The organism is Micromonospora halophytica, assembly GCF_900090245.1.
GTDB classification, from domain to species: domain Bacteria; phylum Actinomycetota; class Actinomycetes; order Mycobacteriales; family Micromonosporaceae; genus Micromonospora; species Micromonospora halophytica.
The window spans coordinates 1-26,604 of record NZ_FMDN01000021.1 but is presented as its reverse complement, the minus strand read 5'-3'; the positions used below and the strand labels follow the sequence as shown (position 1 = coordinate 26,604).

At 71.1% G+C, this 26,604-nt stretch carries 30 protein-coding genes; 16 read left to right on the top strand and 14 right to left on the bottom strand.

Annotated features, from left to right (window positions below):
* Positions 1 to 224: 224 nt before the first annotated feature.
* Positions 225 to 1,259, top strand: coding sequence for an NAD-dependent epimerase/dehydratase family protein (locus tag GA0070560_RS22580; RefSeq protein ID WP_091301207.1), 1,035 nt, complete (start codon positions 225 to 227; stop codon positions 1,257 to 1,259).
* On the opposite strand, the gene GA0070560_RS22575 is transcribed toward GA0070560_RS22580, so the two are convergent.
* Positions 1,239 to 2,453 (bottom strand): hypothetical protein, encoded by a 1,215-nt coding sequence (locus GA0070560_RS22575; protein WP_245675655.1) that lies wholly within the window; start codon positions 2,451 to 2,453, stop codon positions 1,239 to 1,241. The genes GA0070560_RS22580 and GA0070560_RS22575 overlap by 21 nt on opposite strands.
* 200 nt (positions 2,454 to 2,653) lie before the next feature.
* Here GA0070560_RS22575 and GA0070560_RS22570 point away from each other — a divergent pair, with 200 nt between their 5' ends.
* The 9 genes from GA0070560_RS22570 (at position 2,654) to GA0070560_RS22535 (ending at position 8,214) form a co-directional block, all read left to right on the top strand.
* Positions 2,654 to 2,896 carry a helix-turn-helix domain-containing protein gene (locus GA0070560_RS22570; protein ID WP_091301205.1) on the top strand — a complete coding sequence of 81 codons (243 nt, stop codon included), beginning with the start codon at positions 2,654 to 2,656 and terminating at the stop codon, positions 2,894 to 2,896.
* 349 nt (positions 2,897 to 3,245) lie between these two features.
* Positions 3,246 to 3,488, top strand: coding sequence for a DUF6284 family protein (locus tag GA0070560_RS22565; protein WP_091301307.1), 243 nt, complete (start codon positions 3,246 to 3,248; stop codon positions 3,486 to 3,488).
* Between the two features lie 12 nt (positions 3,489 to 3,500).
* Positions 3,501 to 3,710 (top strand): hypothetical protein, encoded by a 210-nt coding sequence (locus GA0070560_RS22560; protein WP_091301309.1) that lies wholly within the window; start codon positions 3,501 to 3,503, stop codon positions 3,708 to 3,710.
* Positions 3,707 to 4,501 (top strand): ABC transporter permease, encoded by a 795-nt coding sequence (locus tag GA0070560_RS22555; protein ID WP_091301203.1) that lies wholly within the window; start codon positions 3,707 to 3,709, stop codon positions 4,499 to 4,501. Before GA0070560_RS22560 ends, GA0070560_RS22555 begins: the two co-directional genes overlap by 4 nt.
* A 91-nt stretch (positions 4,502 to 4,592) precedes the next feature.
* Positions 4,593 to 5,060 (top strand): DUF3307 domain-containing protein, encoded by a 468-nt coding sequence (locus tag GA0070560_RS22550; RefSeq protein WP_091301201.1) that lies wholly within the window; start codon positions 4,593 to 4,595, stop codon positions 5,058 to 5,060.
* Positions 5,061 to 5,085: 25 nt separating this feature from the next.
* Complete coding sequence (locus tag GA0070560_RS28860; RefSeq protein WP_170839530.1) at positions 5,086 to 5,253, top strand: hypothetical protein; 168 nt, start codon at positions 5,086 to 5,088, stop codon at positions 5,251 to 5,253.
* Between the two features lie 97 nt (positions 5,254 to 5,350).
* A complete protein-coding gene (locus GA0070560_RS22545) occupies positions 5,351 to 7,528 on the top strand; it encodes a P-loop NTPase family protein (protein ID WP_091301199.1) in 2,178 nt (725 codons plus the stop codon).
* Between the two features lie 147 nt (positions 7,529 to 7,675).
* Positions 7,676 to 7,915 (top strand): hypothetical protein, encoded by a 240-nt coding sequence (locus tag GA0070560_RS22540; RefSeq protein ID WP_091301197.1) that lies wholly within the window; start codon positions 7,676 to 7,678, stop codon positions 7,913 to 7,915.
* The gene (locus tag GA0070560_RS22535) at positions 7,912 to 8,214 is read left to right on the top strand and encodes a hypothetical protein (RefSeq protein ID WP_091301195.1); all 303 of its coding nucleotides are present in this window, start codon (positions 7,912 to 7,914) and stop codon (positions 8,212 to 8,214) included. Before GA0070560_RS22540 ends, GA0070560_RS22535 begins: the two co-directional genes overlap by 4 nt.
* Positions 8,215 to 8,228: 14 nt before the next feature.
* On the opposite strand, the gene GA0070560_RS29600 is transcribed toward GA0070560_RS22535, so the two are convergent.
* A complete protein-coding gene (locus GA0070560_RS29600; RefSeq protein ID WP_245675667.1) occupies positions 8,229 to 8,378 on the bottom strand; it encodes a hypothetical protein in 150 nt (49 codons plus the stop codon).
* Here GA0070560_RS29600 and GA0070560_RS22530 point away from each other — a divergent pair.
* Positions 8,307 to 10,205, top strand: coding sequence for a YfjI family protein (locus GA0070560_RS22530; RefSeq protein WP_245675664.1), 1,899 nt, complete (start codon positions 8,307 to 8,309; stop codon positions 10,203 to 10,205). The genes GA0070560_RS29600 and GA0070560_RS22530 overlap by 72 nt on opposite strands.
* A gap of 261 nt (positions 10,206 to 10,466) precedes the next feature.
* On the opposite strand, the gene GA0070560_RS30120 is transcribed toward GA0070560_RS22530, so the two are convergent.
* Both GA0070560_RS30120 and GA0070560_RS28345 read right to left on the bottom strand, forming a co-directional pair.
* Positions 10,467 to 11,231: a T3SS (YopN, CesT) and YbjN peptide-binding chaperone 1 gene (locus tag GA0070560_RS30120; RefSeq protein WP_139131574.1), complete on the bottom strand. Its 765-nt coding sequence runs from the start codon at positions 11,229 to 11,231 to the stop codon at positions 10,467 to 10,469.
* A 238-nt stretch (positions 11,232 to 11,469) separates the two neighbouring features.
* The gene (locus GA0070560_RS28345; RefSeq protein WP_139131573.1) at positions 11,470 to 11,916 is read right to left on the bottom strand and encodes a hypothetical protein; all 447 of its coding nucleotides are present in this window, start codon (positions 11,914 to 11,916) and stop codon (positions 11,470 to 11,472) included.
* Positions 11,917 to 12,518: 602 nt separating this feature from the next.
* On the opposite strand from GA0070560_RS28345, the gene GA0070560_RS22520 reads away from it, so the two are divergent.
* Positions 12,519 to 13,058 carry a DUF4240 domain-containing protein gene (locus tag GA0070560_RS22520; protein WP_245675654.1) on the top strand — a complete coding sequence of 180 codons (540 nt, stop codon included), beginning with the start codon at positions 12,519 to 12,521 and terminating at the stop codon, positions 13,056 to 13,058.
* 55 nt (positions 13,059 to 13,113) lie between these two features.
* Positions 13,114 to 13,956: an alpha/beta fold hydrolase gene (locus GA0070560_RS22515; protein ID WP_091301185.1), complete on the top strand. Its 843-nt coding sequence runs from the start codon at positions 13,114 to 13,116 to the stop codon at positions 13,954 to 13,956.
* Between the two features lie 186 nt (positions 13,957 to 14,142).
* Here GA0070560_RS22515 and GA0070560_RS22510 read toward each other — a convergent pair whose 3' ends face one another.
* From GA0070560_RS22510 to GA0070560_RS22485, 6 genes are all read right to left on the bottom strand, one after another.
* A complete protein-coding gene (locus GA0070560_RS22510) occupies positions 14,143 to 14,664 on the bottom strand; it encodes a hypothetical protein (RefSeq protein WP_139131572.1) in 522 nt (173 codons plus the stop codon).
* A gap of 356 nt (positions 14,665 to 15,020) precedes the next feature.
* Entirely contained in the window at positions 15,021 to 15,968 is a 948-nt protein-coding gene (locus GA0070560_RS22505; protein ID WP_091301181.1) for a GlxA family transcriptional regulator, read from the bottom strand.
* Positions 15,969 to 15,973: 5 nt separating this feature from the next.
* Entirely contained in the window at positions 15,974 to 16,582 is a 609-nt protein-coding gene (locus tag GA0070560_RS22500; RefSeq protein WP_091301179.1) for an isochorismatase family protein, read from the bottom strand.
* A gap of 722 nt (positions 16,583 to 17,304) precedes the next feature.
* Entirely contained in the window at positions 17,305 to 18,054 is a 750-nt protein-coding gene (locus GA0070560_RS22495; RefSeq protein ID WP_091301177.1) for a lysophospholipid acyltransferase family protein, read from the bottom strand.
* Between the two features lie 140 nt (positions 18,055 to 18,194).
* The gene (locus GA0070560_RS22490; protein ID WP_091301174.1) at positions 18,195 to 20,255 is read right to left on the bottom strand and encodes an amylo-alpha-1,6-glucosidase; all 2,061 of its coding nucleotides are present in this window, start codon (positions 20,253 to 20,255) and stop codon (positions 18,195 to 18,197) included.
* Positions 20,255 to 20,626: an SCP2 sterol-binding domain-containing protein gene (locus GA0070560_RS22485; protein ID WP_091301173.1), complete on the bottom strand. Its 372-nt coding sequence runs from the start codon at positions 20,624 to 20,626 to the stop codon at positions 20,255 to 20,257. The genes GA0070560_RS22490 and GA0070560_RS22485 overlap by 1 nt, the downstream gene beginning before the upstream one ends.
* A gap of 149 nt (positions 20,627 to 20,775) precedes the next feature.
* On the opposite strand from GA0070560_RS22485, the gene GA0070560_RS28850 reads away from it, so the two are divergent.
* Entirely contained in the window at positions 20,776 to 20,922 is a 147-nt protein-coding gene (locus tag GA0070560_RS28850) for a hypothetical protein (RefSeq protein ID WP_170839529.1), read from the top strand.
* Positions 20,923 to 20,981: 59 nt separating this feature from the next.
* On the opposite strand, the gene GA0070560_RS22480 is transcribed toward GA0070560_RS28850, so the two are convergent.
* From GA0070560_RS22480 to GA0070560_RS22465, 4 genes are all read right to left on the bottom strand, one after another.
* Positions 20,982 to 21,398 carry a CBS domain-containing protein gene (locus GA0070560_RS22480; RefSeq protein WP_091301171.1) on the bottom strand — a complete coding sequence of 139 codons (417 nt, stop codon included), beginning with the start codon at positions 21,396 to 21,398 and terminating at the stop codon, positions 20,982 to 20,984.
* Positions 21,399 to 21,540: 142 nt separating this feature from the next.
* Entirely contained in the window at positions 21,541 to 22,566 is a 1,026-nt protein-coding gene (locus GA0070560_RS22475; protein WP_091301169.1) for an aspartate-semialdehyde dehydrogenase, read from the bottom strand.
* A gap of 271 nt (positions 22,567 to 22,837) precedes the next feature.
* Entirely contained in the window at positions 22,838 to 24,184 is a 1,347-nt protein-coding gene (locus GA0070560_RS22470; protein ID WP_091301167.1) for a M16 family metallopeptidase, read from the bottom strand.
* Entirely contained in the window at positions 24,181 to 25,476 is a 1,296-nt protein-coding gene (locus GA0070560_RS22465) for a M16 family metallopeptidase (RefSeq protein WP_091301165.1), read from the bottom strand. Before GA0070560_RS22465 ends, GA0070560_RS22470 begins: the two co-directional genes overlap by 4 nt.
* A gap of 108 nt (positions 25,477 to 25,584) precedes the next feature.
* Between GA0070560_RS22465 and GA0070560_RS22460 the strand changes: the two genes are divergently transcribed.
* On the top strand, positions 25,585 to 26,289 hold the full coding sequence (locus tag GA0070560_RS22460) for a phosphodiesterase (RefSeq protein WP_091301163.1): 705 nt from the start codon (positions 25,585 to 25,587) through the stop codon (positions 26,287 to 26,289).
* 128 nt (positions 26,290 to 26,417) lie between these two features.
* Positions 26,418 to 26,604 (top strand): transposase (locus tag GA0070560_RS22455; RefSeq protein WP_139131571.1); only part of this gene is annotated, 187 nt, incomplete at its 3' end.

The window sequence follows — 26,604 nt, the reverse complement described above, 5'->3', positions numbered from 1 at the left end:
CAAGGATCACGCCAGCAGCCCGCCGAGCGACGACCTACCCGCTCCTGGACAGTCCCCCAGATACCTCAAGGGGGACCCCAGGGGAGCCCCGCTTGCAGGCCCCGGCCTGACAGCGACTGGCCGGCTCCAAGGCGACATCTTGGCGCTGGAGGGCACGAGCGCCGCCCCGGCCCGAGAGTACGGCCGATTCGGCGGCTGCTCGCCAGATCGGCATGATAGGGCGCATGCGTTTGCTGGTGCTCGGCGGAACCTGGTTCGTAGGCCACGCGGTCGTCACGGCCGCCATCGACGCGGGCTGGGAGGTAACCACCTTCAACCGGGGCACCTCCGACCCCTTCCTAGAGGCTGTACGGCCCATCCGAGGTGATCGAACCCGTCCGGAGGACGTCGCCGCCCTCGCCGCGGCCGGCCCCTGGGATGCCGTGGTCGACACCTCGGGCTACGTGCCGAGGAACACCCTCGACGTGGCTCGTGCCCTCACTCCCGTCGCCGGTCGCTACGTCTTCATGTCGACGGTCAGCGTCTACCGGGACTGGCCGCTGAAACCGCTCAGCGAACGGTCCGAGGTGCTCTACTGCCCGCCCAACGCCGGCCCGGACTACGGCACCGACACCGAGGATGGGCCGACGCAATACGGCTACCAGAAGTCCGGCTGCGAGGCAGCGGCAGTCACCGCCTTCGGAGCGGATCGGACGACGATCCTGCGTCCCGGTGTCGTGCTCGGCCCGCGTGAGTACGTCGGCCGCCTGCCGTGGTGGCTGCGCCGCGTGGCTGCCGGTGGGCAAGTCCTAGCCCCCGGCTCCTCCGACCGCACGATTCAGCCGGTCGACGTGCGCGACCTGGCCGCGTTCGCACTTCACACCATCACCGAAGATTCCTCCGGCGCGTTCAACGTCTGCGCCCCGGTGGGCGGCGCCACCTTCGGCGGGCTACTGGCCGACTGCGCCCACGCCACCCAGGCGGACGCTTCCTTCGAGTGGGTGCCCGATGAGGTGTTGGTCAGTCAAGGCGTCCGGCAGTGGTCCGAGCTGCCCCTCTGGCGCACCTTCGACGGCGTGTGGCGCGTCGACACCGCCAAGGCTCAGGCTGCCGGCCTGCGCTGTCGGCCGCTCTCCCTGACTGTCCGCGACACCTGGCGGTGGATGGTGGAGAGCGGCGAAGTCAGCAACCACGACCGCGCCGCCGAGATTGGCATCAGCCCGGAGAGGGAAGCTCAGGTGTTGGCCGCCTGGCGGCAGTCAGGCGAGCGGGCGCGCTGAGGTTTCCGACAGCCAGACCGAGATGCGCTCGGCGAGCTGGCGCGCGTCCGCATCGCGGTCCCACGGCGACTGGCTCAGCATGCGCTCAATCCGCGACAGCCGGCCGGTCAGCGAGACGTTGCGCTTCTGCGGCGGCAGGTCCAAGACGGTACGCAACGCTTCGGCGGCGCCATCCTTGTCTCGCATGTGGAGGTGCGCAGCGGCCACGTCGATCTGCGTCCCGTTGATCTGCGAGTACGGCCGCCTGGGCGACGGCAACGCCTCGTACACCTGCAACGCCTCTCGGGCGTACCTCGCGGCCTGCTCGCCGTTGTGGAGGTCAAGCCATGCCGCCGCCGCACATGCCGCCGCCCGCGCGTCGCCGAATGCGAACTCTCCGCCGGTAACGGTGGCAAGTTCGTCGGGTCGGTCCGCCGCCGCTTCTCTGTCTCGCTGGGCCGCTTCCAAGACGGCCGCGACCGAATCGGAGTCGGCGAGCAGAGCGTGAGAGCGGGCAGCGACGTAGCGAAGCCTCAGTCTCGGCTCGCCCTCCGGTGCCGTTCGCATGGCCCGAGCGAAGTAGCTCAGCGCGGAGTCAGGCTCGTTACGCCAGTTTGCGAGCGTCATTTGCAGGCCATAGGTCCACGCCTTCAATGACGCATGTCCGGCCAAGTCAGCGTACTGCGTCGATGCCCTGGCCAGCGCCGCCGATTCGTTCCAGTGCCCGAGATCGAATGCGGTGGAGGCCATCAGGGAAGCACTCTGGCCGATCACCACGTAGAGGTCGGCTAACTCGACGGGCCGACGCGTGCGCTCCACCAAAGCCCTTGCCTCGTCCCGCAACCGGCGGGCGCTGCTGAAGACATCGAAGGCTGCCATGCCTCCCGACCGGGCGAGCAACCTCACGTCTTCCTGCAAGGACTCAATGGAGTCGTGTGGCAGGGCCAGGCTCAGCAGCAGGGAATCATTGGCGACCGAGTCGGCAGCAGCGCTCACAGCATCAACAACGCTGCCGCCGCTGCCAGCATTTCCCTCCGGGCGCCCCGCGCTGAGCATTTCGAAGAACCGGGAGCGAGCCGAATCCGCGACACGGTCCAAGGCGGCATTAAGCACGTCTTGATTGGCATTCCCAGGAACAGTATCGGGTCGACTATGCCAGTACGCGACCGTCCTTGTCGCGATTCCCAGCCACCCCGCGAATCCCTCGTTCGTCATTCCGGCGGCAGCTTGCAGTGAACAGGCGAGGCTCCCTGTCCACCGATCTACCGCCGCCACCGTCGTCTCCCGAGCTTGCAAGTTGCATTGGATTGCCACACGTTGCACTGGGTTTGCATGGGCGCTCGGCTCATCTTCGACTTCACTAGGTCTCAGCAAGCCGAACGGAACACCAACCACAGACTACTGAGGAGACTCCCGTGGCTGAACCCCTCGCCGCCAAGAACGACCGCCCTCGGTTCCGGTCGGTCGCGGACACCGCAACGATGCTCGGCATGTCGGAGGTGACCGTCTACCGGGCGATTCACGCCGGCCAGTTCCCCGCCATCAAGGTCCGTGGCCGCTTCGTAATTCCGGCACGCGCCATCGACGAAATGGAGGCGTCCGCGCTGGCGTACGGCCTGGTGGACGCCAGCAACTACGCGTTGCGGCCTGCCGGTTGACCGCTACCGAGTGGCCCGCTTCGGCCCCGGCGGCGCAGGCGGGACGCTGTGCTCCCGAGCTAGCTTCCGGACGTAGGCACCGCTGAACGGCGACAGCCGCTCGACCTCAGCCGGACCGACGCCACCACGGAGCGCCGCAACCACCGCCGCAACCACCGCTTCGCGTGCCGCTTCGTGAGCAGCTTCGGTACGCCGGTACCGCTTCGTGGCTGCTGATAGCTCATCTCGCGCATCAACCATCGGACCAACATACCGCTACCCCCTTGCGCAACAGACCCGCGTATCGCTACCTTGTTGCGCAACAAAGGCGCGCATCTAGAGCGCCGGATCAGTCAGAAGGGACATGCAAGTGACTGAGTCGAACCACTCCCCCGAGGTCGAGCCGAACGCCGCTGAACTCTCTGAGATCGAGCAGGAGTTGCCGCTGATTGAGGCTGAGGTTCTGTTGCTCGACGCGCAGATCGTCGTGCTGACCAGCGACGCCGGCCCGACCGAGTTGGACTGGCAGCGGCTTCGTCGGGCGCAGCGCCGGGTGCTGCGTGAGGCGCGTGCCCTGCTCGCCGTTCGCTCGGCCGACGGCCGGGCCGCGTAGGTGGGTAGCGCCATGAGCCGTCGCTACCCGATCCCCCGCCCCGCTGACGACCCCCGCTTCACGTTTGGTCTGGCGCTGGACGTGGCCCAGGTGCTCGCCGCGCACGGCTACCCGTCGATGGCCGAGCCGTACGACGGGTGCGGGGCGGACCTGGTGGACCTGCAACAAGCCCTGTTCTCGCTCATCTACGGCACCGACGTATCGGAGGGACACCTTTCATGACCGCCCCCACGCTGTCGGCCTTCCCCCGGCCGGTCGAAGACTTGATCCCCGCCGCCCGCGACCTGGCCGACCAGCTCGGCGAGATCCCGTCACGCAACCGCATCAAGAAGGAACTGCGGGTGGGCGGTCCGAAGGCAGACGCGATCCTCGCCGCTCTGACCCGCACCGACACCCCACCGGCCACCACCGAACCCACCGCCGACCCGGTCGACAGCGTCCCGGACCCGATCGCTGACCCGGTCCCAGCACCGGACCTGCCGCCAGCCAGGGACGACATCCCGCCGGTCCTGTCGGAGCAGGCAGCACCCGTCGCAGACCTGGGCACCAACATCACGACCGAAGCGATTCCGGCCGACTTGACGGACAACCGGCGTGCGGTGGTGTGGCCGGTGGTGCTGCTGGCGCTGCCCGCGTTCGTGGCGATCTGGTCCGGGTGGGTCGGGCTCGGCGGACTCACCGGGTTCGGGGTGGTCCACCCGCTGCCGGGCATCTGGGACAGCTTCTCCATCAACTCGGCCATCACCCTGCCGATCGGCGTGGAGACGTACGGCGCTTATGCCCTGTACGTGTGGCTGTCCGGCCGGGTGCCGGACCTGGCCCGCCGGTTCGCCAAGTGGTCGGCCATCGCATCGCTGCTCGTCGGCGCGCTCGGCCAGGTCGCGTACCACCTCTTGGTTGCGGCCGGGGTCACGTCGGCCCCGTGGTGGATCACCACCGCCGTGGCCTGCCTGCCGGTCGGGGTGCTCGGCATGGGCGCCGCCCTGGCACACCTCGTCCGCACCCACGACTAGTTCCGCCCGGCGACGCGGCCACCTGGCTACCAACCTGCGCCGCGCCGCCGGCCCTTCACCCCTCAGCCAACGACCTCGGGAGAGACCACCCATGTTCGCAGATCCCACCGGCCGCCACGCCGCCGCGTTCGCTGCCGTGTTTGTCGCCCTCTACGTCGCCCACCAGGTCGCCGACCACTGGGTGCAGACCCAGCACCAGGCCGATTGCAAGGGCCAGCCCGGCTGGACCGGCCGCATCGCCTGCGCTGCCCACGTCGCCACCTACACCGCCACCGCCGGCCTGGCGCTCCTGTTCCTGATCGCCGGCACCGGCCTGCGGCTCGACCCGTGGGGTGTGGCGGTCGGGCTGACCATCTCGGCGGTCACCCACTACATCGCCGACCGGCGCACGCCACTTCGCCGGATCGCCGCCGCCCTCGGCTCGGCCGACTTCTACGCCCTCGGCGCACCCCGACCCGGCCGCGACGATAACCCGTCGCTTGGCACCGGCGCCTACGCCCTGGACCAGTCCTGGCACATCGGCTGGCTGTTCATCGCCGCCCTGTTCTGCGCCGCCTGACCACCCTCACCGAAGGAGATCCCTGATGGCAAGCATCTCGATCGGCAGCGCCGGACGCGTCAGCAGCGGCGGCAAGCAGTTGTGGTGCCCGGCCTGCGGCAACGAGACCAACTGGCGCGACATCACCGCCAGCAACCAGCGCACTCACGCGACCTGCGGTGACTGCGGCAACCGAATCTCCGTCAAGAACTGACTTCCCCTGCCCGGCGGCGCGGCCACCTGGCTACCAACCTGCGCCGCGCCGCCGGTCCTTCCCCACCGCCACAACCCCAGATGGAGGAACACCCGACATGACGTCCCCCCGAGACGACGACCGATTCGACTGGCGGGCCGCCGAGCGCGACCTGACCGGAGATGCCCCCGACGCGAACGTGGTCGACCTGGACGCCGCCCGTACCGCCCGCATCAGCGCCGACACCGACGACGGCGGGCCGGTGCTGGTCGACTCCCCGGCCGCGCAGCGCACGCCGCGGTTCACTCTCGATGGCGTACGCGCCGGTCAGCGGCGCCCGATCCTGCCGGCCTGGCTGCGCTCGCGCGCCGAGCTGCGCGACACGATGCGATGGGCGGTCGGGCACCTGTTGCACACCACCGCGTACCACGCCACCCGCACTCCGAAGTACGCCGGCAAGCTGGCGCTGCGCGCCCCGGCCGGCGCATGGCGGATGCTGTCCGGGGCGACCCGGTGGCTGTTCGACTGGGAAGGCGAGCCGGTCCGGCAGGCCACCGTGCGGCGGGAGAACGCCGAGGACTACCTCAAGCTGTCCCGTCAGCGTGACCGGCGAGTGCGGTGGCGTGGCATCGTCGCCACTTTCACCCTCGCCATCGCCCTGGCCGGTGGCGTGGCGGTCGCTCTCGCCCCGGAGTGGGCGCGGTGGGCCGTGCTGGCACTGCTGGTGACGCTGTGTGGGATGTTCGGTCAGCCGGCAGACAAGCCGCTGCTCGACACCGCCGTGGTCGTGCCTCGGGTCGCCCGCCTCACCTCCGATGTGGTCGTGCGCGCCCTGGCCGTGCTCGGCATCTCCGGCATCACCCAGGCCATCGCCAAGCAGGGCAACCGCGCTATCGCGTTCACGGCCCCTATCGTCCGCGACGGGCCGGGGTGGCGGGCCGACATCGACCTACCGCCGGGCGTCACCGCCGGGGACGTCATCGAGCGGCGCGACCGGCTCGCCGCCGGCCTCACCCGGCCGCTGGGCTGTGTGTGGCCGGAGGGACAGCCGGAGGTGCACCCCGGTCGGATGCTGCTGTGGGTGGGAGATCAGGACATGGCCGCCGCGAAGCCGGCCGCTTGGCCGCTACTCAAGGCGTCCGGTGGTTTCGACCTCGCCAAGCCGGTGCCGTTCGGCACCGATCCACGCGGCCGAATCATCACCTTCGACCTGCCGTACACGAACCTGCTCATAGGGTCGATCCCTGGCTACGGCAAGACCGCCGCCACCCAGGTCCCGATGCTCGCCGCCGCGCTCGACCCGTACGCGGAACTGTGGTGCTTCGACTTCAAGGGCACCGGTGGACTCGACCCGTTGGAGAAGGTGTCGGCGCGGTATGCGTCGGGGCAGGACGACGACACCGCCGAAGAGGGCTTGATCGCCCTGCGGGAGCTGCGCAAGGAATGCCAGCGACGCGCCGCCGTCATCAAGGGCCTACCCAAGGCGGTATGCCCGGACAACAAGGTCACCCCCGAACTGGCCCGCCGCCGCAAGCTCGGTCTGCACTGGCTCGTTGTCGCTCTGGACGAGGTGCAGGAACTGTTCTCACACCCGGAGTTCGGCAAGGAAGCCGGAGAGCTGGCCGAGAAGGTCATCAAGCTGGGCCGCGCCCTGGGCGTCATCCTCGTCGTGGCCACCCAGCGGCCGGACGCCAAGAGCCTGCCCACCGGCGTGTCGGCGAACGCCGGTACGCGGTTCTGCCTGCGTGTCATGGGGCAGATCGAAAACGACATGATCCTTGGCACCTCTGCGTACAAGAACGGCATCCGGGCGACCATGTTCGCCAAGAAGGACAAGGGCGTGGGCTACCTCGTCGGCGCGGCCGACGACGCGCAGATCGTGCGCACCTTCTACATCGACGGCCCCACCGCCGAGAAGATCACCGACCGGGCACGCGCCCTGCGCGAGGCGGCCGGCACGCTGACCGGCCACGCCATCGGACAGGCCGCGCCAACCCCGGCTGTACGCCGGGACACCCTGTTGGACGACATCCTCACCGTCGTTCCGGCGACGGAGGCGAAGGTGTGGGCGGAGACGCTGACCGAGCGGCTTGCCGAGCTGAACGCCGACGCGTACGGGGACCTGACCCGCGATCAGCTCACGGCAGCGCTCAAGCCGTACGGGGTCACCACGGGGCAGGTGTGGGGCACCGACCCGACCACGGGCAAGGGCGCCAACCGGCGCGGCATCGAACGCCAGCACATCGCCGATGCGGTCGCGGAGCGTCACAAGCGGCGCGGCGACAAAGCCGCCTAACCCGGACAACGTGTGGTCGCTAGGTCTAGCGGCACCCCCCGCTAGACCTAGCACCCCCGCTAGCGACCAATCCCAACCCTGGCCAGCGCCCTAGCCACTAGCGGCGTCAGCCCTCCGCATCCTCAAACCGGCTCGTGGAGGCGTTTCGTGACCACCATCGCCCTGCTCGCTAGCCTCGCCACCTTCGGTTACACAGTGTGGTACCTGGTCCTGTGCGTCGTGGCCCCGTGGGGGCGCTGCCGCCGCTGCCGGGGCCGCCGCAACCACCGCACCGCCATCGGTACCCGACGCGACTGCCGCCGCTGCGAGGGCACCGGCCGCCGCGTCCGTATCGGCCGCCGCATCGCCGAGTACATGCGGGCCGAGTACCGGGCAGGCAACCAGTGAAGCGCCGCCCCGGCAGCCAACGGCACACCGGGTGGTGCGCCCGGGACCACCGCTGCAACCTCGGCGAACACCGCTCCGACGAAATCCTGGTCGACCTGCCCGGCCACGCCCGCGCCGTCCTCGTCCGCGTGCGGGCCAGCGACGGCCGCGAGCACGCCGAGATCCGCGTACGGGTTGCCCTGGCCGACGTCGACCCGGCAGCCCGCCGCCAGCTCGGCACCCTGCTCGCCGGCCTGCGCGACCTGGTGATCCGCGCCGCCGCGATCCGTCAGCCGCGCCCCGGCCGCACCGCCGCCTGACTTCCCTCCCCGACTCACGACAGGAGCACGTCATCGTGACCCGACCGCCCGCGCACGACCACGCCGCCGAGCAGGCCGTGATCGGCGCTGCGCTGCTCAACCCGTCCGTCGTCGCCGACCTCGCCACGGCGCTCACCCCGGCCGACTTCCACCGGCCCGCTCACGCCCGACTGTGGGAAGCGCTCTGCACGATGCACGCCGCCCGCGAACCGGTCGACCCGATCGCCCTGGCCGCCCGACTCGCCGCAACCGGCGACCTGGCCAAGGTCGGCGGAGCTCCGTACCTGCACACCCTGATTGCCGCCGTCCCCACTACCGCGAACGCAGGTCACTACGCGCGGATCGTCGCCGACCACGCACGCCGCCGCCAGGTCGCCGACCTCGGCGTCTACTTCGCCGATAAGGTCGACCAGGGCGCCGACGTTGCCGACATCCTCGCCACCGGCCGCGCGATGCTCGACCACGCCGCCACCGGCGCCCAATGGGCACCACTGATCCCGCTCGGCGACCGCCGGCACCTCCCCGAGTTCCCGGCCTACGTGCTGCCCGAATGGGTCGCAGAGCACGTCTACGCCGTCGCCGAGTTCACCCAAACCCCCGTCGACCTCGCCGGCTGCATCGCCCTGGCCGCCCTGTCCACCGCCGCCGGGGGCCGCGCCGAAGTGGAGGTGCGCGGTTCCTGGCGCGAACCCACGAACCTGTTTACCGTCGTTGTGTTGCCACCGGGCTCCCGGAAGTCGGCTGTGTTCGCCGCGATGACCGGGCCGCTGCTCGCCGCGGAAAAGGCCCTTGTCGAGCGGACGAAGCCGGCGATCGTGGAGGCCGAACTTGCTGCGCGCGTCGCCGGCAAGACGGCGGAGAAAGCCGCCATCGCCGCCGCGAACGCCGACGCGTCCGGGCGGGACACCCTGCTTGCCGAAGCGACCGCTGCCGCGATGAACGCTGACGCCGTGACTGTGCCTGTCCTGCCGCAACTGGTCGCCGACGACGTCACCAGCGAAGAGGCCGCGTCCCTGCTCGCCGAGCAGGGCGGACGCCTCGCCGTTCTCTCCCCCGAAGGCGGCATCTTCGCCACCATCGCCGGCCGCTACTCCGGCACCCCCAACTTGGAGGTCTTCCTCAAAGGCCACGCCGGCGACATGCTGCGCGTCAACCGCCGCTCCCGCGCCCCCGAACACGTCGAACACCCCGCCCTCACCCTCGGCCTGGCCGTGCAACCCGACGTGTTGCGCGACATCGCCGACATGCCCGGCTTCCGAGGCAAAGGGCTACTCGCCCGTATCCTGTTCAGCCTGCCTGAGAACACCGTCGGCCGCCGAAAGATCGGCGCCGACCCGGTACCCGAGCACATCGCCACCGCCTACGCCGCCAACCTCGGTGCCCTGGTCGCCAGCCTCGCCGAATGGACCGACCCGGCAGTGCTCCCGCTCACCCCCGAAGCCAACGAACGGGTCCTGGACATCGAACGGGCCGTAGAACCACGCCTTGCCCCCGGCGGGGCATGGGGACACGTCGTGGACTGGGGTAGCAAGTACACCGGCGCAGTGGTCCGCCTCGCCGGGCTGATCCACCTCGCCGAACAGCTGCGCGACGGCTGGGGCAAGCCGGTCACGGCCGAGACTGTGGAGCGGGCCGCACTGCTCGGCGAGTACTTCGCCGCTCACGCTCTGGCCGCCTTCGACGACATGGGAGCCGACAAGAGCACCCGGTACGCCCGGCTCGTGCTCGCCTGGATCGAACGGACCGGCTCCACCACGTTCACTAAGAAGGAGTTGTACCGGGCCGTCCGCAGCCAGATCCCCACCGCCGCCGACCTCGACCCCGTCCTGTCACTGCTGGAAATCCACGGGTACCTGCGCCAACTCGACCCACCGCCCCGGGCCGGCGCCGGCCGGCCACCGTCGCCCGGGTTCCTCGTCCACCCGGACGTACACCAAACCACTGGCACCGTCTACGCCCTGCCTGCGACGGCAGGCCGCAGACCCGCGTAAGCCAGTGGTCTAAATGGCCGCAATGGCAGAAACCCAGCCTGCCTGGGTTTCTGCCATTGCGGCCATTTAGACCGGGGCCTGGCCATCGCCCGACTGCGGCCACCTACCCGCTGGCTTCGACTCCTTGGCCCCCCGGGCAACGATCGTGATGTCACCCAGTTAGTCGTTCACGGAGTCATTCCCAGATCCAGTTCCCAGGGGTTTAACCTGTGTCATCGCGTCTCGGAACCGCGAACCTGCCCGAGGACGCCGCCCCCGCCCCTATTCGAAGAACCGCCGGCCGCCGAACTCTGCCTTCAATCGGTCATCTAATTCATCCGCCAACCCAATCATGACTTGCACGGCAAGCATCAGATGCGCCGATTGGAAATAACGCCCATAAACAGGTATGGACGCCCAAACGGTTTCTGCCGCATAGTAGAGCCTACCTATAGGCAAACGGTTACTGAATTCAGACAACCTAATTAGAAGCTCGTGCGTTTGCTCAACGTCCATCAAAACAGGCGAGAACACGTCAACCAGCGGCGGGGCATCTCGCGTTCTAACGAACACGGCCGCAGACCCAGCCCTGATCTCAATGTCGCCGTCACCGTCTATCTTCAAATCCTCGGCCGAAACTTTAGTCATGAGGGCAACAACTTGCTTAACGGCCTCCTCTAGCGGCACCTCTTCAAGAGGTTCCATGTCAGATTCAGTTCCGCCGTCCCGCGAGGCAGCAGCAGACTCGGTCTGCGCTTTCTCGCCTTCGTCAATCCACCGACCCACCAACGCCCAGAACTCGATCGGCTCTCGTTCCGATATTGAGGGACTCCCCCTATAGGCGGGGTGAGACGGTCCGCGCTCCTCAGCAGCACTAGGTCGCGGTTGCTGGTCATGGCCCGTGGCCGCCGAAGACCGGTAATCGCCGCCGCGACCTTGACCGCGACTCTGCTCCCGCTCCTGCTCCTGCTCCGCTACAGGAACCGAAATCCCACCAGAGTCGGCTAGTTTGAGCGACTCCGCAATTGCACGGATGGCGAGCCTCATTCCCCTGTTGGCAGGCCCCAGCCTCCCTAGGAGGGAATGCGACAATACCGCGCCCGAAGCTCTTCGAAGGTGAGATTCGTTGAACGACAGAGGCGCGCCGCCCCCGCCTATCTCATCACCCCTCACTTCCGGCGTCTTCCGAGTCGCGCTACCACTATCGGATTCGGACGCCGCATTGCTCTCGGGATGCCTTGAGCCCGGCTGATTCGAAGACGGCGTCCGGGAACGTCGGGCCATTTCATTTCCCCATCGTCTGCATCAGCGCCAGCACGACAGCAAGCACGACAGCTGCCCCTTGAAAATAGAACGCTACTGTCATGACTAGCAAGCGGGCACGATTGCCCTCTAGTGTCAAAATCTTCGATAGAAAAAGTTCGGCAGTCGCGTCAGCCTGCTCCTTTTCGCCAGCAGCAGTAGCCCACCTTTGCACGGCAACAAGACGCGGACCTGGATGCAATAACGGAACGAGAGTAATAACTCCAAGTGCACCAGCTATACCTAAAGCCCATAACGCACCTGACACATTCAGCTTTCCGGTCTGAATTCGGGCCGCCAAGACTGCGGCAGCAACGGCTGTGGTAGCAATGAGAAAGCCGGCGCGACTCGCAATGGCGTCGCATTGAACCCGGACGTGCTCCAGTTGTCTGTCTAACTCAGCGAACATGCGGTCCGCATGGGTCGTCACCCTAGATTCCCCTTGAGGATCGGCGGTACGTCGGGGTCATGCTAGCGATGCTGGCTTGATTCGCACTATAGGTGACTTGTTTGGGACAGGGAACAAGCAATCCGCCCCCCAGGAGCTCTCCACCGTTGCCGCCGCGTCTGCCGTCAACCCGCCCCTTTGAGGAGCGGCCTCCGCCCGGCCCGCCACGTCGAGCGGACCTTGACGGCCCGCACGGACGCTGGCGGGCTGGGCGGAGGCCTGCTCGGCTTGCCCGGGTCGACGGTGGAACCGATGCGTTGCCAGCCCTTACCAAACGGCTTGGCTTACAGAGCGTTACTACAACTCGACACACCCGAATTCGGTAACCAGGTCAAGTGTGGAGCTATTCGTGGTGCGAAATGCAGGTCACCACGGAAGGTCAGGCATACCAGGGAAGAGGTTTTTGCAGCTAGAGCGCCTAATGAAGCCAGAGATCATAGGGCTAACACCACTTCTAATCCCAAGGCCGCAGGTTCGAATCCTGCCGGGCGCACCACCGTCACCGCAGAAGCCGGAGGGACGCCGCACGGCGTCGACGATGCGCCGTCCCGATCGTGTCGGTCCGGCTCGCTACCCTCCGCCGCGTGACCGAGACTGCTGACCTGACGCGGGTGCCGACAGCGAAGGACGAGGCCCGGTTCTGGGCCCTGGTGGAGGCGGCCTGGGCGTCGCTCGGGCCGGAGCCGGCGGCGCTGCGCCGGGCCCTGGCCACCCGGGACCCGGAGGCCGACGACGTCGACCCGTACGCCCTGGACGCCTGGCTGGACCCGTTCCTCGCCCGTCTGCGTGACCTCTGCGTCGATCTGTCGAGCCGCGAGCTGACCGACTTCGACCGGGTGGTGGAGCGGAAGTTGTACGACATCGACCGTCAGGACGTCCATAACGTGACCGACGGCTCGGACGACGGGTTCCTCTACTGTCGGGGGTGGATTGTCGCCGTCGGCCGCGAGTTCTACGAGGCGGTGCGCGCCGACCCGGCGATGGCCGTGCTGGACGCCGGCTGCGAGCAGATGTGCTATTTCTTCGCGCACCTGCACTCCGAGCGCTTCGGCGACTGGCCCGACACGGGCTCGGGCATTTCCCGGGAGTCGGTCAGCAACCCGGCCGGCTGGCCGGAGGAGTGACGGGCTGTGGCCGGTCGCGTCCGGACTGTCGGTGCCGCACCCTAGGCTCGGCCGCATGGTGACGGAGACCGATCTCGCCCTGCCGGGCGGCGACACCCTGCACGTCTACGACACCGGCGACGACTCCGGCGGCCGGCTCGCCGTCTTCTGGCACCACGGCACGCCGAACGTCGGCGCCCCACCGGCGCCGCTCTTCGCCGCCGCCGACCGGCTGGGCCTCCGCTGGGTGTCGTACGACCGGCCCGGCTACGGCGGGTCGACCCGCCGCCCGGGGCGGGACGTGGCCTCGGCGGCGGAGTTCACCGCCCGGGTCGCCGACGCGCTGGGCATTGCGCGGTTCGCCACGATGGGCCACTCGGGCGGTACGCCGCACGCCCTGGCCTGCGCGGCGCTGCTGCCGGACCGGGTGCTCGCCGTGGTGGGCGGTGCGGGCCTGGCCCCGTACGACGCCGAGGGGTTGGACTGGTTCGCCGGCATGATCGCCTCCGGGGTGGCGTCACTGCGGGCGGCCGCCGAGGGGCGCGAGGCAAAGGAGCGGTACGAGACCTCCGGCGTCGAGTACGACCCCGAGTTCACCCCCGCCGACCTGGCCGCGCTGCGGGGCCGGTGGTCCTGGCTGGACAGTGTGGTCCGCCCCGCCGTGCGGGGTGGCCCGGGCGGGCTGGTCGACGACGACATCGCCTACGTCACGCCGTGGGGCTTCGACCCGGCCCAGGTCACCGCGCCGGTGCTGCTGCTGCACGGGGAGCGGGACCGGTTGGTGCCGGCGGCGCACAGCGCCTGGCTGGCTCGCCGCTGTCCCTCGGCCGAGCTGCGGCTGGCCCCGTCGGACGGGCACATCTCGGTCTTGAACGGCAGCGAGGCCGCGCTGGAGTGGCTTCGCCACCGCACCGGCTGAGGTCAGCGGGGCGGCGGCCGCGGGACCGGCCGCCGCCCCGGCGTGCCCGTAGGGGCACAGGGTCGGCACGCGTCGTTCGGTCGGCCCCGGGGGGGGGGTGGGTGCCGTCCGACGCGACGCGGCCTGGCCGACGCCGGGGCGGGGCGAGGGGAGAGTGTGGGGAGGTGCCCCGCCCGGCGTCGGAGTTCAGTTGGTGGGTGGTGCGCTCGGCCGGTGGCCGCCGCCCTGGTTCTCGGCGCGCGGGGTCTCCGGGGCGGTGGGGCGGGTGTCCGGCTTACCGGCGGGCCGGCTCGGGGCGGCCGAGGGGCGCGTCGAAGGACGGCCGGATGGTCGGCCCTTCTCGGCGGTCAGCAGCGTGTCGCAGTACGCGGCGACCTTCTCCCGGTCACCGGCGGTGGTGACCAGCACGGTGAAGGCAGGGTTTTCCAGCGCTTTGCCGGGGTTGTCGGTGGCCTTGGCGACGTACGCCCGGCAGAGGCCGACCAGCGACGGCGAGGGGGTGCCCTTCGCGCCGGTCGGTCCGGTGTTCTTCCCCTGGTCGGCGGGGGTGCCGGTGGAGTGCGCGGACGGCTTCGCGCCGGCCTCGGTGAGCGGGTTGGGCAGGGCGCCGTTCGCGGCGGCGACCGCCACCCCACCGGTGGCGGTCACGGCAAGCACCGTGGCACCGGCCTTCAGGGTGAGCAGTTTCGCCAGGGCGGTCTCGAGCATGGACATCTCCGGTTCTGGGGGCGACGGAGCAGCGGTGCGGTCCGGGGCGCCTTCCGGATCAACACCTTCCGTGCCCCTCAGCGCCGGCAGCGGCGCAGGTGTCACACCGGTCGGAGACGGCGGACGCCGAGCAACCCTCGGCGACTCGGCGTGTACCGCCGGTGATGAAGAGCGCTTCCCGTGGCATTCATCCGCGTCAATCAACTGCCGTGCGGACCTGGACGGGCCGTTGGCCGAACTGCGGACTGGCCGGCCCGAGCGGAAACGAGCTGACCGACGGGCCGGGTGCCGTCGGCCGGGCCGGGTCGCGCTCTCCGGCTCGCTGCCGGTATCGAGTTCCTCTCCCGCGACGACTACTACCGGGCGCCGGGCGCGTCGGCGTGGGGCGCGGTCGGCGGGTGACCCCGGGCGCGGAGCCGGCGCAGCATCCGGGCGTCGGTGAAACCGACCGCCCGGGCGGCGGACTCGACGGTGGCGCCATGCCCGATCAGGTGCTCGGCCCGTTCGAGGCGGAGCAGTTGCTGGTAGCCGAGCGGGGTGAGCCCGGTGGCCCGGCGGAACAGTCGGGTGAGGGTGCGTTCGGCGACCCCGGCGGCAGCGGCCAGGTCGGCCAGCGGCAGCGCCTCGGAGAACCGGCTGTCGATCAGGTCCTGCACCCGGTGGGCCGCGTCGGAGAGGTGCGACCGGTACCGCATCATCGCGCTGGCCTGCTGTTCGTGGCCGTTGCGCCGGGCGTAGACGACGAGGGTGCGGGCGATCCGGGCGGCCGCCGCCGGGCCGTGCCGGGCGGCCACCAGGTGTAGCGCCACGTCGATGCCGCTGGCGATGCCGGCGGAGGTGACCACCCGGTCGTCCACCACGTAGAGCACGTCGCGGACCACCCGGGCGGCCGGGAAGACGCGGGCCAGGTGGTCCTGGACGTCGTGGTGGGTGGTGCAGCGCCGGCCGGCGAGCAGGCCGGCCCGGCCGAGCGCGAACGCGCCGGCACAGACACTGGCCACGGTGCCGCCGTTGGCGTGGTGGTCGGCCAGGCGCCGCAGGTCGTCCCGGCCGACCGGCCCCGCCGGGCCGTGCGCGCGGGGCCGCCAGCCGGGTACGACCACCAGGTCGTCGGCGGCCAGCTCCGGCCATTCGGTGACGGCTCCCAGCGGTACGCCCTGCACGGTCGGCACCGGGTCCCGCTCGGCGACGTAGTGCAGCCGGTAGTCGTAACCGAGGTCGGCGGCGGCGGAGAAGACCTGGGCCGGGCCGGCGAGGTCCAGCAGGTGCAACTGCGGCACCAGCAGGAAGACGACCCGGGCCACGGCGCTCAGGCTCCCGCGCCGGCCGGCACCGCGCCGGTGACCTCGTCGACGGTACGCACGGTGGCGAACCGGTTGGCGAGCGCGTACTCGGTGCGGGCGATCATCTCCCCGGTCGGCAGGGTGCGCGGGTCGGCGAGGATCTCCGCCAGGCTCGCGTCGGCGGGGAGGTCCCGGTGCGGGGTCGGGAAGGTCACCGTCGCGTCGATCACGAAGGTCATCCGGTAGCCGAGGTCGCAGCCGACCCGGGTGGTCGTCTCCACGCACTGCTCGGTCCGGATGCCGCAGACGGTCAGGTCGCGGACGCCGGCCGCGGTGAGGATCTGCTGGAGGTTGGTGGTGGTGAAGGCGTTGTGCGAGGTCTTCACCAGGGTCGGCTCGCCGGGCCGGGCGGCCAGCCCGTCGATCAGCCGTACGTGCCCGGACGTCGGGTCGAAGACGGTCCCGCTGCCGGGCTCGGCGTGCAGGACCCAGACGACCAGGTCACCACGGCGACGGGCGGCGTCGACCAACCGGTCGACCTGGCCGACGATGGCGGGGTTCGAGCCGTGGGCCCAGATCGGGCGCCGACGGAAGGACTCCTGGACGTCGATGACGACGAGTGCTGCTCTGCTCATGGAAGAGATCCTGGCCGGGTGGAGGCCGGGGCGGCAGGCACCATCATGCCCGGATGCGGAACGATCCGGCCACCGCCCCGGCCCGGCGGCCCGGGGCCACCGCCCGGTCGCCCCGCCGACGTATCACGCCGGACCCGGCCCGGGGGCGATCATCGCGGTCGCTCCGCCGACGGGGTCGCGCCGGACCCCGGCCGGGAAGCAACCGCCCGCAGGAGCAGTGGAGACGTCGGGACACTACAGACCTGATGGCACATCTGGATCAGCGTCCGTCGGAGACCGGCCCTCACCGCCGGAGGCCGGCGTCTCCCCGTCCGGCAACCGGCACGGGCTCCGGCTCCGGCACGGGCCGGGCACGGCACGGCACGGGCCGGGCACGGCACGGCACGGGCCGGGCACGGCACGGGCCGGGCACGGCACGGCACGGGCCGGGCACGGCACGGCACGGGCCGGGCACGGCACGGGCACGGGCCGGGCACGGCACGGGCACGGCACGGGCACGGCACGGGCGGGGTGATCCATCTGTGAGATCAAGTCGGTAGCGTCCGCCACACCACCCCGCCGGGGAACCGGGGACCGTGCCGGCTGCGGTTCCGGGCCGTGCCCCCGACGGCGGGGCCGCCGCGGACGGCTGAACGGCCCGGCCCGGGTCGATACCCCGGGGGAGGCGTCCGGGCCGAGCGAGCGGTCCGCCGGAGGAGTGGCCGGCGGCGTCTGTGGAAGGGTCAGGAGGTGGCGGTGCGGCGGCCGCGCCGGTCCAGCTCGGCGGCCTCGGCGGGGGTCGGCGCGGTGCCGCCGAGGTGGGCCGGCTGCCACCAGGCGTCCTCCGGGCCGGCGGGCTTCTCCGGGTACTCCTGCTGCGCCCGGTCCACCAGGGCGGCGAGCCGGGACTTCAGCTCGACCGTCATGGCGTTGGCGTCCGGGTGGTCGGCCGGGTCCATCGGCTCGCCGACCAGGATGGTGATCGGGGTGTGTCGGCGGGTCAGGTCCTTCGGCCGACCCTTGGTCCACATCCGCTGGGTGCCCCAGAGCGCCACCGGCAGCAGCGGCACCGCCGCTGCCTGCGCCATCCGGGCGGCCCCGGTCTTGAGTTCCTTGACGGTGAACGACCGGCTGATCGTCGCCTCGGGAAAGACCCCCACCACCTCGCCGCGACGCAGCGCGTCCACCGCCGCGTTGTACGACCCGGCGCCCGCCGCCCGGTTCACCGGGATGTGCTTCATGCCGCGCATCAGCGGGCCGGAGATCCGGTGCGCGAAGACCTCGTGCTTGGCCATGAAGCGGACCAGCCGGCGGGACTCGTGCGCCCCGAAGCCGCAGAAGATGAAGTCCAGGTAGCTGACGTGGTTGCTGGCCAGCACCGCCCCGCCGGTACGGGGGACGTGGTGGCTGCCCTCGACGGTCAGTCGCAGGTCGAGGACCCGGAACATCGTCTTGGCGGCGGTGATCACGGGCGGGTACACGAGTTCCGGCATCCCGTAACTTTACCCCGCGTAGGTTACGGATCCGTAGGGGCCGAACGACCCCGCCGGCGGACGCGCCGCCGTACTGGAGGGCAACGAGTTCTGCCTGCTCCCCCACCGGCCCTGAGGCCGGCGGAGGAGCAGACGCGCGATCAGTCGGCGAGGCTGTGCAGGTCGAGCCGGCCCCGGGCGAAGGCGTCCACCCGGCCCCACCGGCCCGGGATGTCGAGCACCTCGATGCGTCCCATGCCCACCGGCAGCACCGGCTCCACGGCCAGGTGCCCCTCGTGCGGCTCCAGCCCCAGCATGGTCCGCAGCAGCAGCAGCGGGGTGCCGGTGGACCAGGCCTGCGGGCTGCACGCGGTCGGATACTCGACCGGGAACTTGGTCTGCTCCCGGGGGTAGCCGCCGAACGCCTCCGGCAGCCGCCCGTGGAAGTACGTGGCGGCGTCCAGGATGCCGCTGGCGATGGTGGCGGCCTCCTCGGTGAAGCCGTACCGGCGCAGACCCCAGGCGATGAAGGAGTTGTCGAACGGCCAGATCGTGCCGTTGTGGTAGCCGATCGGGTTGTACCGGATCTCCCCCTCGGCGAGGGTCCGCACGCCCCAGCCGGTGAAGAGCCGTGGCCCGACCAGGTGGTGGGCGATCTTCTCGGCCCGGTCGTGGTCGACGATGCCGCTCCACAGCAGGTGGCCGACGTTGGAGCTGAGGGTGGCGCACTGCCGGCCGTCGGGGTCCAGGGCGAGCGCGTAGTACTCCCCGTCCTCGACCCACCAGTCCCGGTTGAAGCGTTCCTTGAGCTGCGTGGCCTCCCGCTCCAGCAGGTCGGCGTAGGCCGGGTCGCCCCAGAACTCCCGGGCCATCCGGGCGGCGCGCACCTTCGCGTCGTACGCGTACCCCTGCACCTCGCAGGTGGCTCGGGGAAACGGCGGCAGCGTCCCGTCGGAGTACGAGATCGAGTCCCAGGAGTCCTTCCAGCACTGGTTCTCCAGGCCGGTGTCGGTGTTGCGCCGCTCGTACCAGATGTAGCCGTTGCCGACCAGGTCGGCGTAGTTGTCGATCCACTTCAGCGCGGCCCGACACTCCTGCTCCAGCTCCCGGACCAGGTCGACGTCCCCGCTCCACTTCTCGTACTCGTCGAGCAGGATCACGAAGAGCGGCGTGGCGTCGACCGAGCCGTAGTACGGCGAGTGCGGCTGTTCCTCGAACGCGGCCGTCTCGCCGTAGCGCATCTCGTGCAGGATCCGGCCCGGGTCCTCCTCCCGGAAGTCGTCGAACCGGGTGCCCTGCAGCGAGGCCAGGATCCGCAGCGTGGTCTTGGACATCTCGGGCGCGAAGGGCAGCACCTGGAGACAGGTCAGGATGCTGTCCCGGCCGAACATCGTCATGAACCAGGGCAGGCCGGCTGCGGGTAGCGTCTGGCCGCCGAGCGAGAGCGGCGAGAAGCGCAGCGCAGCGAGATCCACCAGGCTGCGCCGGTAGGTGGTTGCCAGTTCCTCGTGCTCGCTGTTCAGCTTGGGCGCCTTGGCGATCCACTCCTCCAGGTCGTGCTGGAGAGCGAGCCGTTCGGTGCCGTGCACCCGCAGCCCCATCCGCAGGTCGCGCCCGCCCGGGCCGATCGCGTGGGTCTGCACGTCGATCCGGGTCTCCCACTGCTCGTTCGGTTCCAGGTGCACGCTGTACGCGAAGCCGTTGCGGTCGTACCGGGCCGACTCGGACGACGAGATGACCGTCTCCCGGACGAAGCTGCCCCGCCGGTAGCCCAGCCGCAGCCGGTCCGACTCCGCCTCGGCGTAGATCTCGCCCTTCTTGTTCAGGATCTCGTCCTTCACCTGGAACAGGTCGGCGAAGTCCGAGCCGGCGTCCATCCGGATCTCCAGGTCCACCGGCTTCTCGTCGTGGTTGAGGATGGTCACCTGTTCCCGGAAGCTCCCGCCGACCGTCCGTTCCCGGATGATCGACAGCTTGGCGTCGACGTAGTGCGTGGCCATCCCGGGCACGAGGAAGAAGCGGGCCTCGTAGTACTGGAGGTCGTCGTACGAGAGGGCGTTGAGGCGCTCGCCGTTGACGGTCAGCACCCAGCGGGACAGGAACCGGGTGTCGATGGAGAACAGGCCGGTCGGTTCGCTGGGGGTCGCCTCGATGTCGCCGGTGTCCTCCGACACGACGAAGGTGTTGCCGTCCAGGATCCGGATCGTGTTGCTCTGCCCCATCAGTGCACCTCCGCGTGGAAGAGCCGTCGTGGTCCCTTGGAATCCGGCGGTCCGGGGAAGATCCGTTCGATCTGGACCACCAACCTGGCGTCACCGGTCACGGTCATGTCGCCCCGCAGCACCGCCGCGACCCCGTGCTCACGACCGGCGGCCATCTCCTCGAAGAGCGCCGGGCTGATCCCGACGACGGTGTCCGCCTCGCGGTCCTCCTGGCTGACCCGGACCTTCCCCCGGTCGATCTCGACCAGCCAGTGGGTGGTCTGCGCCCCCTCGTGCAGGTCGAACCGCAGTGTCCCGGAGGTCTTGGCCAGCACGGGCTCGTACCCCCGCCGGTCGAGGTCCTCGAAGAACCTCGTGGTCGCGTCCACCATCAGGTCCTCTCCCCGTCGTCGCTCTCCCCTGGTGACGTACTCCGGCCGGGTCCCCGCCCGGCGGCCGGTCAACCTCGCCCGGATCGGGTGAGCCGGCACGACGACGCGTCGTACCGGCGCAGTAGCGTGCCGAACGGAAGGGGGTACGGATGGCGGCAGCGGAGGTGGACCGTCGGCGGGTGCTCGCCCACCGGGCGGTCGCGCAGCAGCTCGACCGGTCGATCGAGATCGAGGTTGAGACGGTGCGGGCCGGCCGGGGCGCCACCCGGGTGGCGGTGCGGACCGAACCGGTCTGACCATGCCACGACGCCGGCCCTCGGAGGAGGACCGGCGTCGCGTCGCCCGCGGCGGACGATCAGTTGTTCGGCTCGTCGGCGGAGATGTCCGCCAGCACCGACTGCGGCTCCCGCTCGACCGCCAGGTCACCCATGGAGATCAGGCCGACGAGCTTGCCGTCGTCGATCACCGGCAGCCTCCGGACGGCGTACGTCCGCATCAGGTCGGCGGCGGCGACCGCGTCGTCGTACTGGCTGACGGTCACCAGGTCCCGGCTGGTGATCTGGTTGAGCCGGGTGGTGTCCGGGTTCATGCTCTCGGCCACCCCACGGACTGTGATGTCCCGGTCCGTGACGATGCCGATCACGTCATCACCTGCCGTCACCACCACGTCGCCGATGGCGCTGTCGCGCATCTCCTGCGCCGCCGCGGTGAGCGTGTCGTTGCCGTCCATCGTCACCAACCGGGTCGTCATGAACTCTCCGACCGTTGTCATGGTGCTCCCCTCTCGGTGTCGGCACGGCCCGTCTACCCGGCGCCCCCGAGCAGGTAACGCCGGTCAGCCGCGCGGCGGCATGCCGTAGCGGCGCGGCCCGGGCGGCCTGCGGCGCAGGCGGGCCCGGGCCGGCGGCGTGGGTTCAGCGGAGTTCGGCGGCGACCAGTTCGGCGAGCTGCACCGCGTTCAGCGCGGCGCCCTTGCGCAGGTTGTCGTTGGAGCAGAACAGTGCCAGGCCGTGCTCGACGGTCTCGTCGGCGCGGATCCGTCCCACGTACGTCGGGTCCTGACCGGCGGCCTGAAGCGGGGTGGGCACGTCCGACAGGGCCACGCCGGGGGCACCGTCGAGCAGTTCGCGGGCCCGCTGCGGGGTGACCGGCCGGGCGAAGCGGGCGTTGATCTGGAGCGAGTGACCGGTGAAGACGGGCACCCGCACGCAGGTGCCGGAGACCTTCAGCTCCGGGATCTCCAGGATCTTGCGGCTCTCGTTGCGCAGCTTCTGTTCCTCGTCGGTCTCGAAGGAGCCGTCGTCGACGATCGAGCCGGCCAGCGGGAGCACGTTGAAGGCGATCGGCCGGGCGAAGGAGTGCGGCGCGGGGAACTGGACGGCGCAGCCGTCGAAGGCGAGCCCGACGGCGTTCTCGGCGACCTTGCGCACCTGCTCGTCCAGTTCGGCGACGCCGGCCAGTCCCGCGCCGGAGACCGCCTGGTACGTGGAGACGACCAGGCTGACCAGTCCCGCCTCCTCGTGCAGCGGGCGCAGCACCGGCATCGCGGCCATGGTGGTGCAGTTCGGGTTGGCGATGATGCCCCTGGGGCGGTCGGCGACGGCGTGCGGGTTGACCTCGGCGACGACCAGCGGCACCTCGGGGTCCATCCGGTACGCCGAGGAGTTGTCGATGACCACGGCGCCGGCGGCGGCCACCCGGGGGGCGAGTTCCTTCGCGGTGCCCTTGCCCGCCGAGAAGAGCACGATGTCCAGCCCGGAGTAGTCGGCGGTCGCCGCGTCCTCGACGGTCACCTCGCCGTCCCGCCAGGGCAGGGTCCGCCCGGCCGAGCGCGCCGAGGCGAACAACCGCACCTGCTCCGCCGGGAAGTCCCGCTCCGCCAGCACCTGCCGCATCACGCCACCGACCTGGCCGGTGGCCCCCACAATGCCGATCCTCATGCCCGCGAGGCTACCCAGCCCACCGGCCCGGGCGGGAACGCTTTCCCACCGCCCGGGTCGCCCACCGCCCGCCACGGCGGTGTCCGGGCCCGCTTCCGACCTGCAACAACAGCACCGAACGGCGCACCGGCCGGGAAGATCGCGCGCCCCGGGCCCACCCGGCCGGAGCTTTCGCGTCCCGGCCCGGCGGGACGGCGGCGGGGCGGCGCGACCGGAATCACACCGCCCGCCGGCGGCGTCCAGCGGGTCGGACCGGGCCAGGTGCCCCGGCTCAACGGACGTGGTCGGTGACCTCACCGAGGCCGGTGGCCACCAGTTCGTCCCGGATCAGCGCCGCGTCGCCCTCGACGACGAGGGTGAGCGCCTCCGGGCGCAGGTGCGTGGCCGCCGCAGCGGAGACCTGTGCCACGTCGGCGGCGAGCAGCGACTCGCGCAGCCGGGCGTGGTAGTCGTCCGGCAGGTCGTGCACCACCAGGGTGGTCAGCGCGGAGGCGATCGCCCGAGGGCTCTGCAACTCCACCGAGAGCTGGCCGGCCCGCCAGGAGCGGGCCACCGCCAGCTCGTCCTCGGTCACCCCGGTCAGCTGGGTACGGGTGATCTCCCCGACCGCCTCGACCAGGGCCGGCGCGGTCACCGCGGTCTGCACGCCGGAGGCGACCGCGAACCGGCCGAACCGGCGGGACGAGGCGAAGTCGCCCCGGATGCCGTACGTGTAGCCGCGCACCTCACGGATCAGGTGGTTGAGACGGGAGGTGAACGCCCCGCCGAGCACCGTGCCGGCCAGCGTCATCGGCACGTGGTCGGGGTGGGCGCGGTGCGGCGACGGGTGCCCGAGGCGCAGCGTCGACTGCACCGAGCCGGGCCGGTCCAGCAGGATGATCCGTCGTCCCGCCCGCGCCGGCACCTCGATCGGGCCGCCCCGGTCGACGGGGCCGCCGCCGGTGCCGGCGAACGCCGCCGCGCCCAGCGCGTCCAGGTCGAGGCGGTCCAGGTCACCGGCGACGATCAGGGTGCCGGGGCGGATGAACCACTCCGAGTGGAAGACGGTGACGTCCTCGGCGTCGAGCGCGGCCACCGACTCCGGGTCGCCGTACATCGGGCGGCCCCAGCGGTTGTCGGCGCCGAACAGGTCGGCGCGGAGCACCGCGTCGGCGCGCGGACCGGGGTTGGCCCAGTCCATCCGCAGCGCGGTGGCCTCGTCGTCGCGGACCCGGCGCACGTCGTCCGGGTCGAGCCTGGGTGTGCGGACCGCCTCGGCGAGCAGTTCGACGGCGGCGCTCAGCCGGTCGACCGGCACCTGGACGCTGACCTGGAACGAGTCCCAGTCCAGCCCGGTGACCAGTTCGGTGCCGAGCCCTTCGACGGCGAGCGCGAACGCGGTGGCGTCCCGCTGGGCGGTGCCTTCCTCCAGGGCCTTGGCGAGCACCCCGGCGAGCCCTTCCTTGCCGACGGGTTCACGGCCGGCGCCCGCGTCGAGCAGCAGCACCGCGACGGCGAGGTTCTGCCCGGGCAGGTGGGCGGCGACGACCCGGCCGCCGGCGACGTCGCGCCGGACGACCGTCGGGAACCGGTACGGGCGGGGGGTCCCCGCACCGGGACGGGCGGCGATCAACGTCATGAGGTCTTCTCCTCCGGCACGTAGGTCAGGGTCACCCGGTCCGTGGCGCCGAGCAGCTCGGCGGCCAGTTCGGCGATCTGCTCCGCGGTCACCGCGAGCCAGGCGGGCAGTCGTTCGGCCGCCTTCGCCGGGTCGCCGAACTGGGTGGCGTACCGGCCGAGGGTGTCCGCCCGGCCGTCCACGGTGGACATCTGCCGCCACCAGGCGGTGCTGAGCAGCGCCTTGGCGCGGTCCAGTTCGGCGTGGGTGACCGGCACGGTGGCCAGTTCGTCGACGACCTCGGCGACCCCGGCGGCGAGCCGCTCGGCGGTCACCCCGGGGCGGGCGGTGGCGGTGACGATCAGCGGCGCGGGGGCGTGCGCCAGGTCCACCCCGTACGCCCCGACGCTGTCCGGCTGGGCGATCCGCTCCCCGTCGGCGAGGCGCTGGTAGAGGCGGCTGCCCCGGCCACTGCCGAGCACGGCGGCGAGCACGGTCGCCACGTCGTTGCCGGGGGTGCCGAAGGGGTGGGTGCGGTGCGCGACGTACACCCGGGGGGCGGGCACGTCGGCGGTGACGGTCTCGACGGCGGCCCGACCGGTGGCCGGGACGGTACGGCCGTCCGGCGCGGCGGGGATGTCCGCGCGGGCGGGGATCGCGCCGAAGTACCTGTCGGCGAGGGCGAAGACCTCGGCGGCGGTGGCGTCCCCGACGACGGTGAGCACCGCGTTGTTCGGCGCGTAGTACGTGGTGTGGAACGCCTGGAAGGTGGCCAGGTCGGCGGCGTTCAGGTCGGCCATCGAGCCGATCGTCGCGTGGTGGTACGGGTGCCCCGGCGGGTAGAGCAGCGGGAGCAGCCGTAGCCACGCGTCGCCGTACGGGACGTTCTCGTAGCGCTGGCGGCGTTCGTTCTTGACCACGTCACGCTGGTTGTCCAGGGTCTCCTGGGTCAGCGCCGGGACGAGCCCGCCCATCCGGTCCGCCTCCAGCCAGAGCGCCAGCTCCAGGTGCTCGGCCGGGACGGTCTCGAAGTAGTTGGTCCGGTCCGGGTTCGTGGTGGCGTTGAGCGAGCCGCCGGAGCCCTGGATCAGCTTCATGTGCTCGGTCTTGGCGACGTTGACCGACCCCTCGAACATCAGGTGCTCGAAGAGGTGGGCGAAACCGGTCTGCCCGTCCGGCTCGTGCCGGGAGCCCACGTCGTACCAGAGGTTGACCGCCACCGCCGGCGCGGTGCGGTCCTCGCTCACCACCACGCGCAGGCCGTTGTCCAGTCGGGTCGTCTCGATGGGCCAGGGGTAACCGCTGTCGGGCATGACCCGACGCTATCCGATCTCCGGGGCGGAAAGGTGACGTGTGGCCGCTCGACCAGCCGGGGCGGCGCGGCGCGCATCGTGTGGGCGGCGGGGGGTACCGGAGGTGCCATGCCCTCCCGTCTCGCCGCCGCCGTCACCGCCGGGGCCGCCGCGCTCACCCGGCTGCGCGGGGGTCGCCGCCTGCTGCATCCGGCCGGTCGCTCGTTCGCCGCCGAGGTGATGATCTGGGGTACGCCGGGTCCGCCGACCGGCGTGCCGCTGCTGGACGCCCCGGGCCGGTACCGGGCCACGGCACGCCTCTCCAAGGGGGTGCCCACGCCGGGGAACTGGCCGGACGTGCTGGGGCTGGCGGTGCGGCTGCACCGGGCCGAGGGGTGCCCGTTCGACCTGCTGGTCAGTTCCGCCGGCGCGGCCCCGGTGCTGCGCAACCTGCCGCTGCCCCGGCGGCGCTTCACCGGGACGTACAGCACGATCATGTCGTACCGGGTGGGCGCGCGGCGGCTCTGGCTGGCGGCGCTGGCCGACCCGGACTCGGTGGATCTGGGCCGCAGCCTGGGCGAGGTGGCGGCGGCGGCCCGGGCGGCGGACGCGCCGCGCCTGGTGCTCGCGGTCGCGTCCGCCGTCGGTCCGTGGCGACCGTTCGGCCAGGTGGCCATCGGCGACCAGCTCGACGTCCGGACGGACGCGGCGCTGGCCTTCGACCCGGTGGGCAACCTGCCGCCGGGCCTGCGGGTTGCAGGTCCGCTCGCCTGGCTGCGCGAGCAGACCTATGCCGGTTCCCGGCGGGCGCGGGGCGCGTCGACGGGCTGCTAGGCCGTGTTTCAGAAGTGGGCAGGGTTGACTGTCCGGGCTTGATCGATCCGGCGTGTCGGTGATCGATAGTCGGTGAGGTCTCCGGTAGATGGTTCTTCGACCAAGAAGACCTGAACACCGGAGACCTCGTGGCCAGCGTAGCGGCAACGAGGCGGCACGACCTGACCGACGCGCAGTGGGCGGCGCTGGAGCCGTTGCTGCGCACGGGCAAGAGGCCGGGTCGGCCGCCGACATGGAGTAAACGGCTGCTCATTGATGGGATCAGGTGGCGGACCAGGGTCGGATCGCCGTGGCGGGACGTGCCGGAGTGCTACG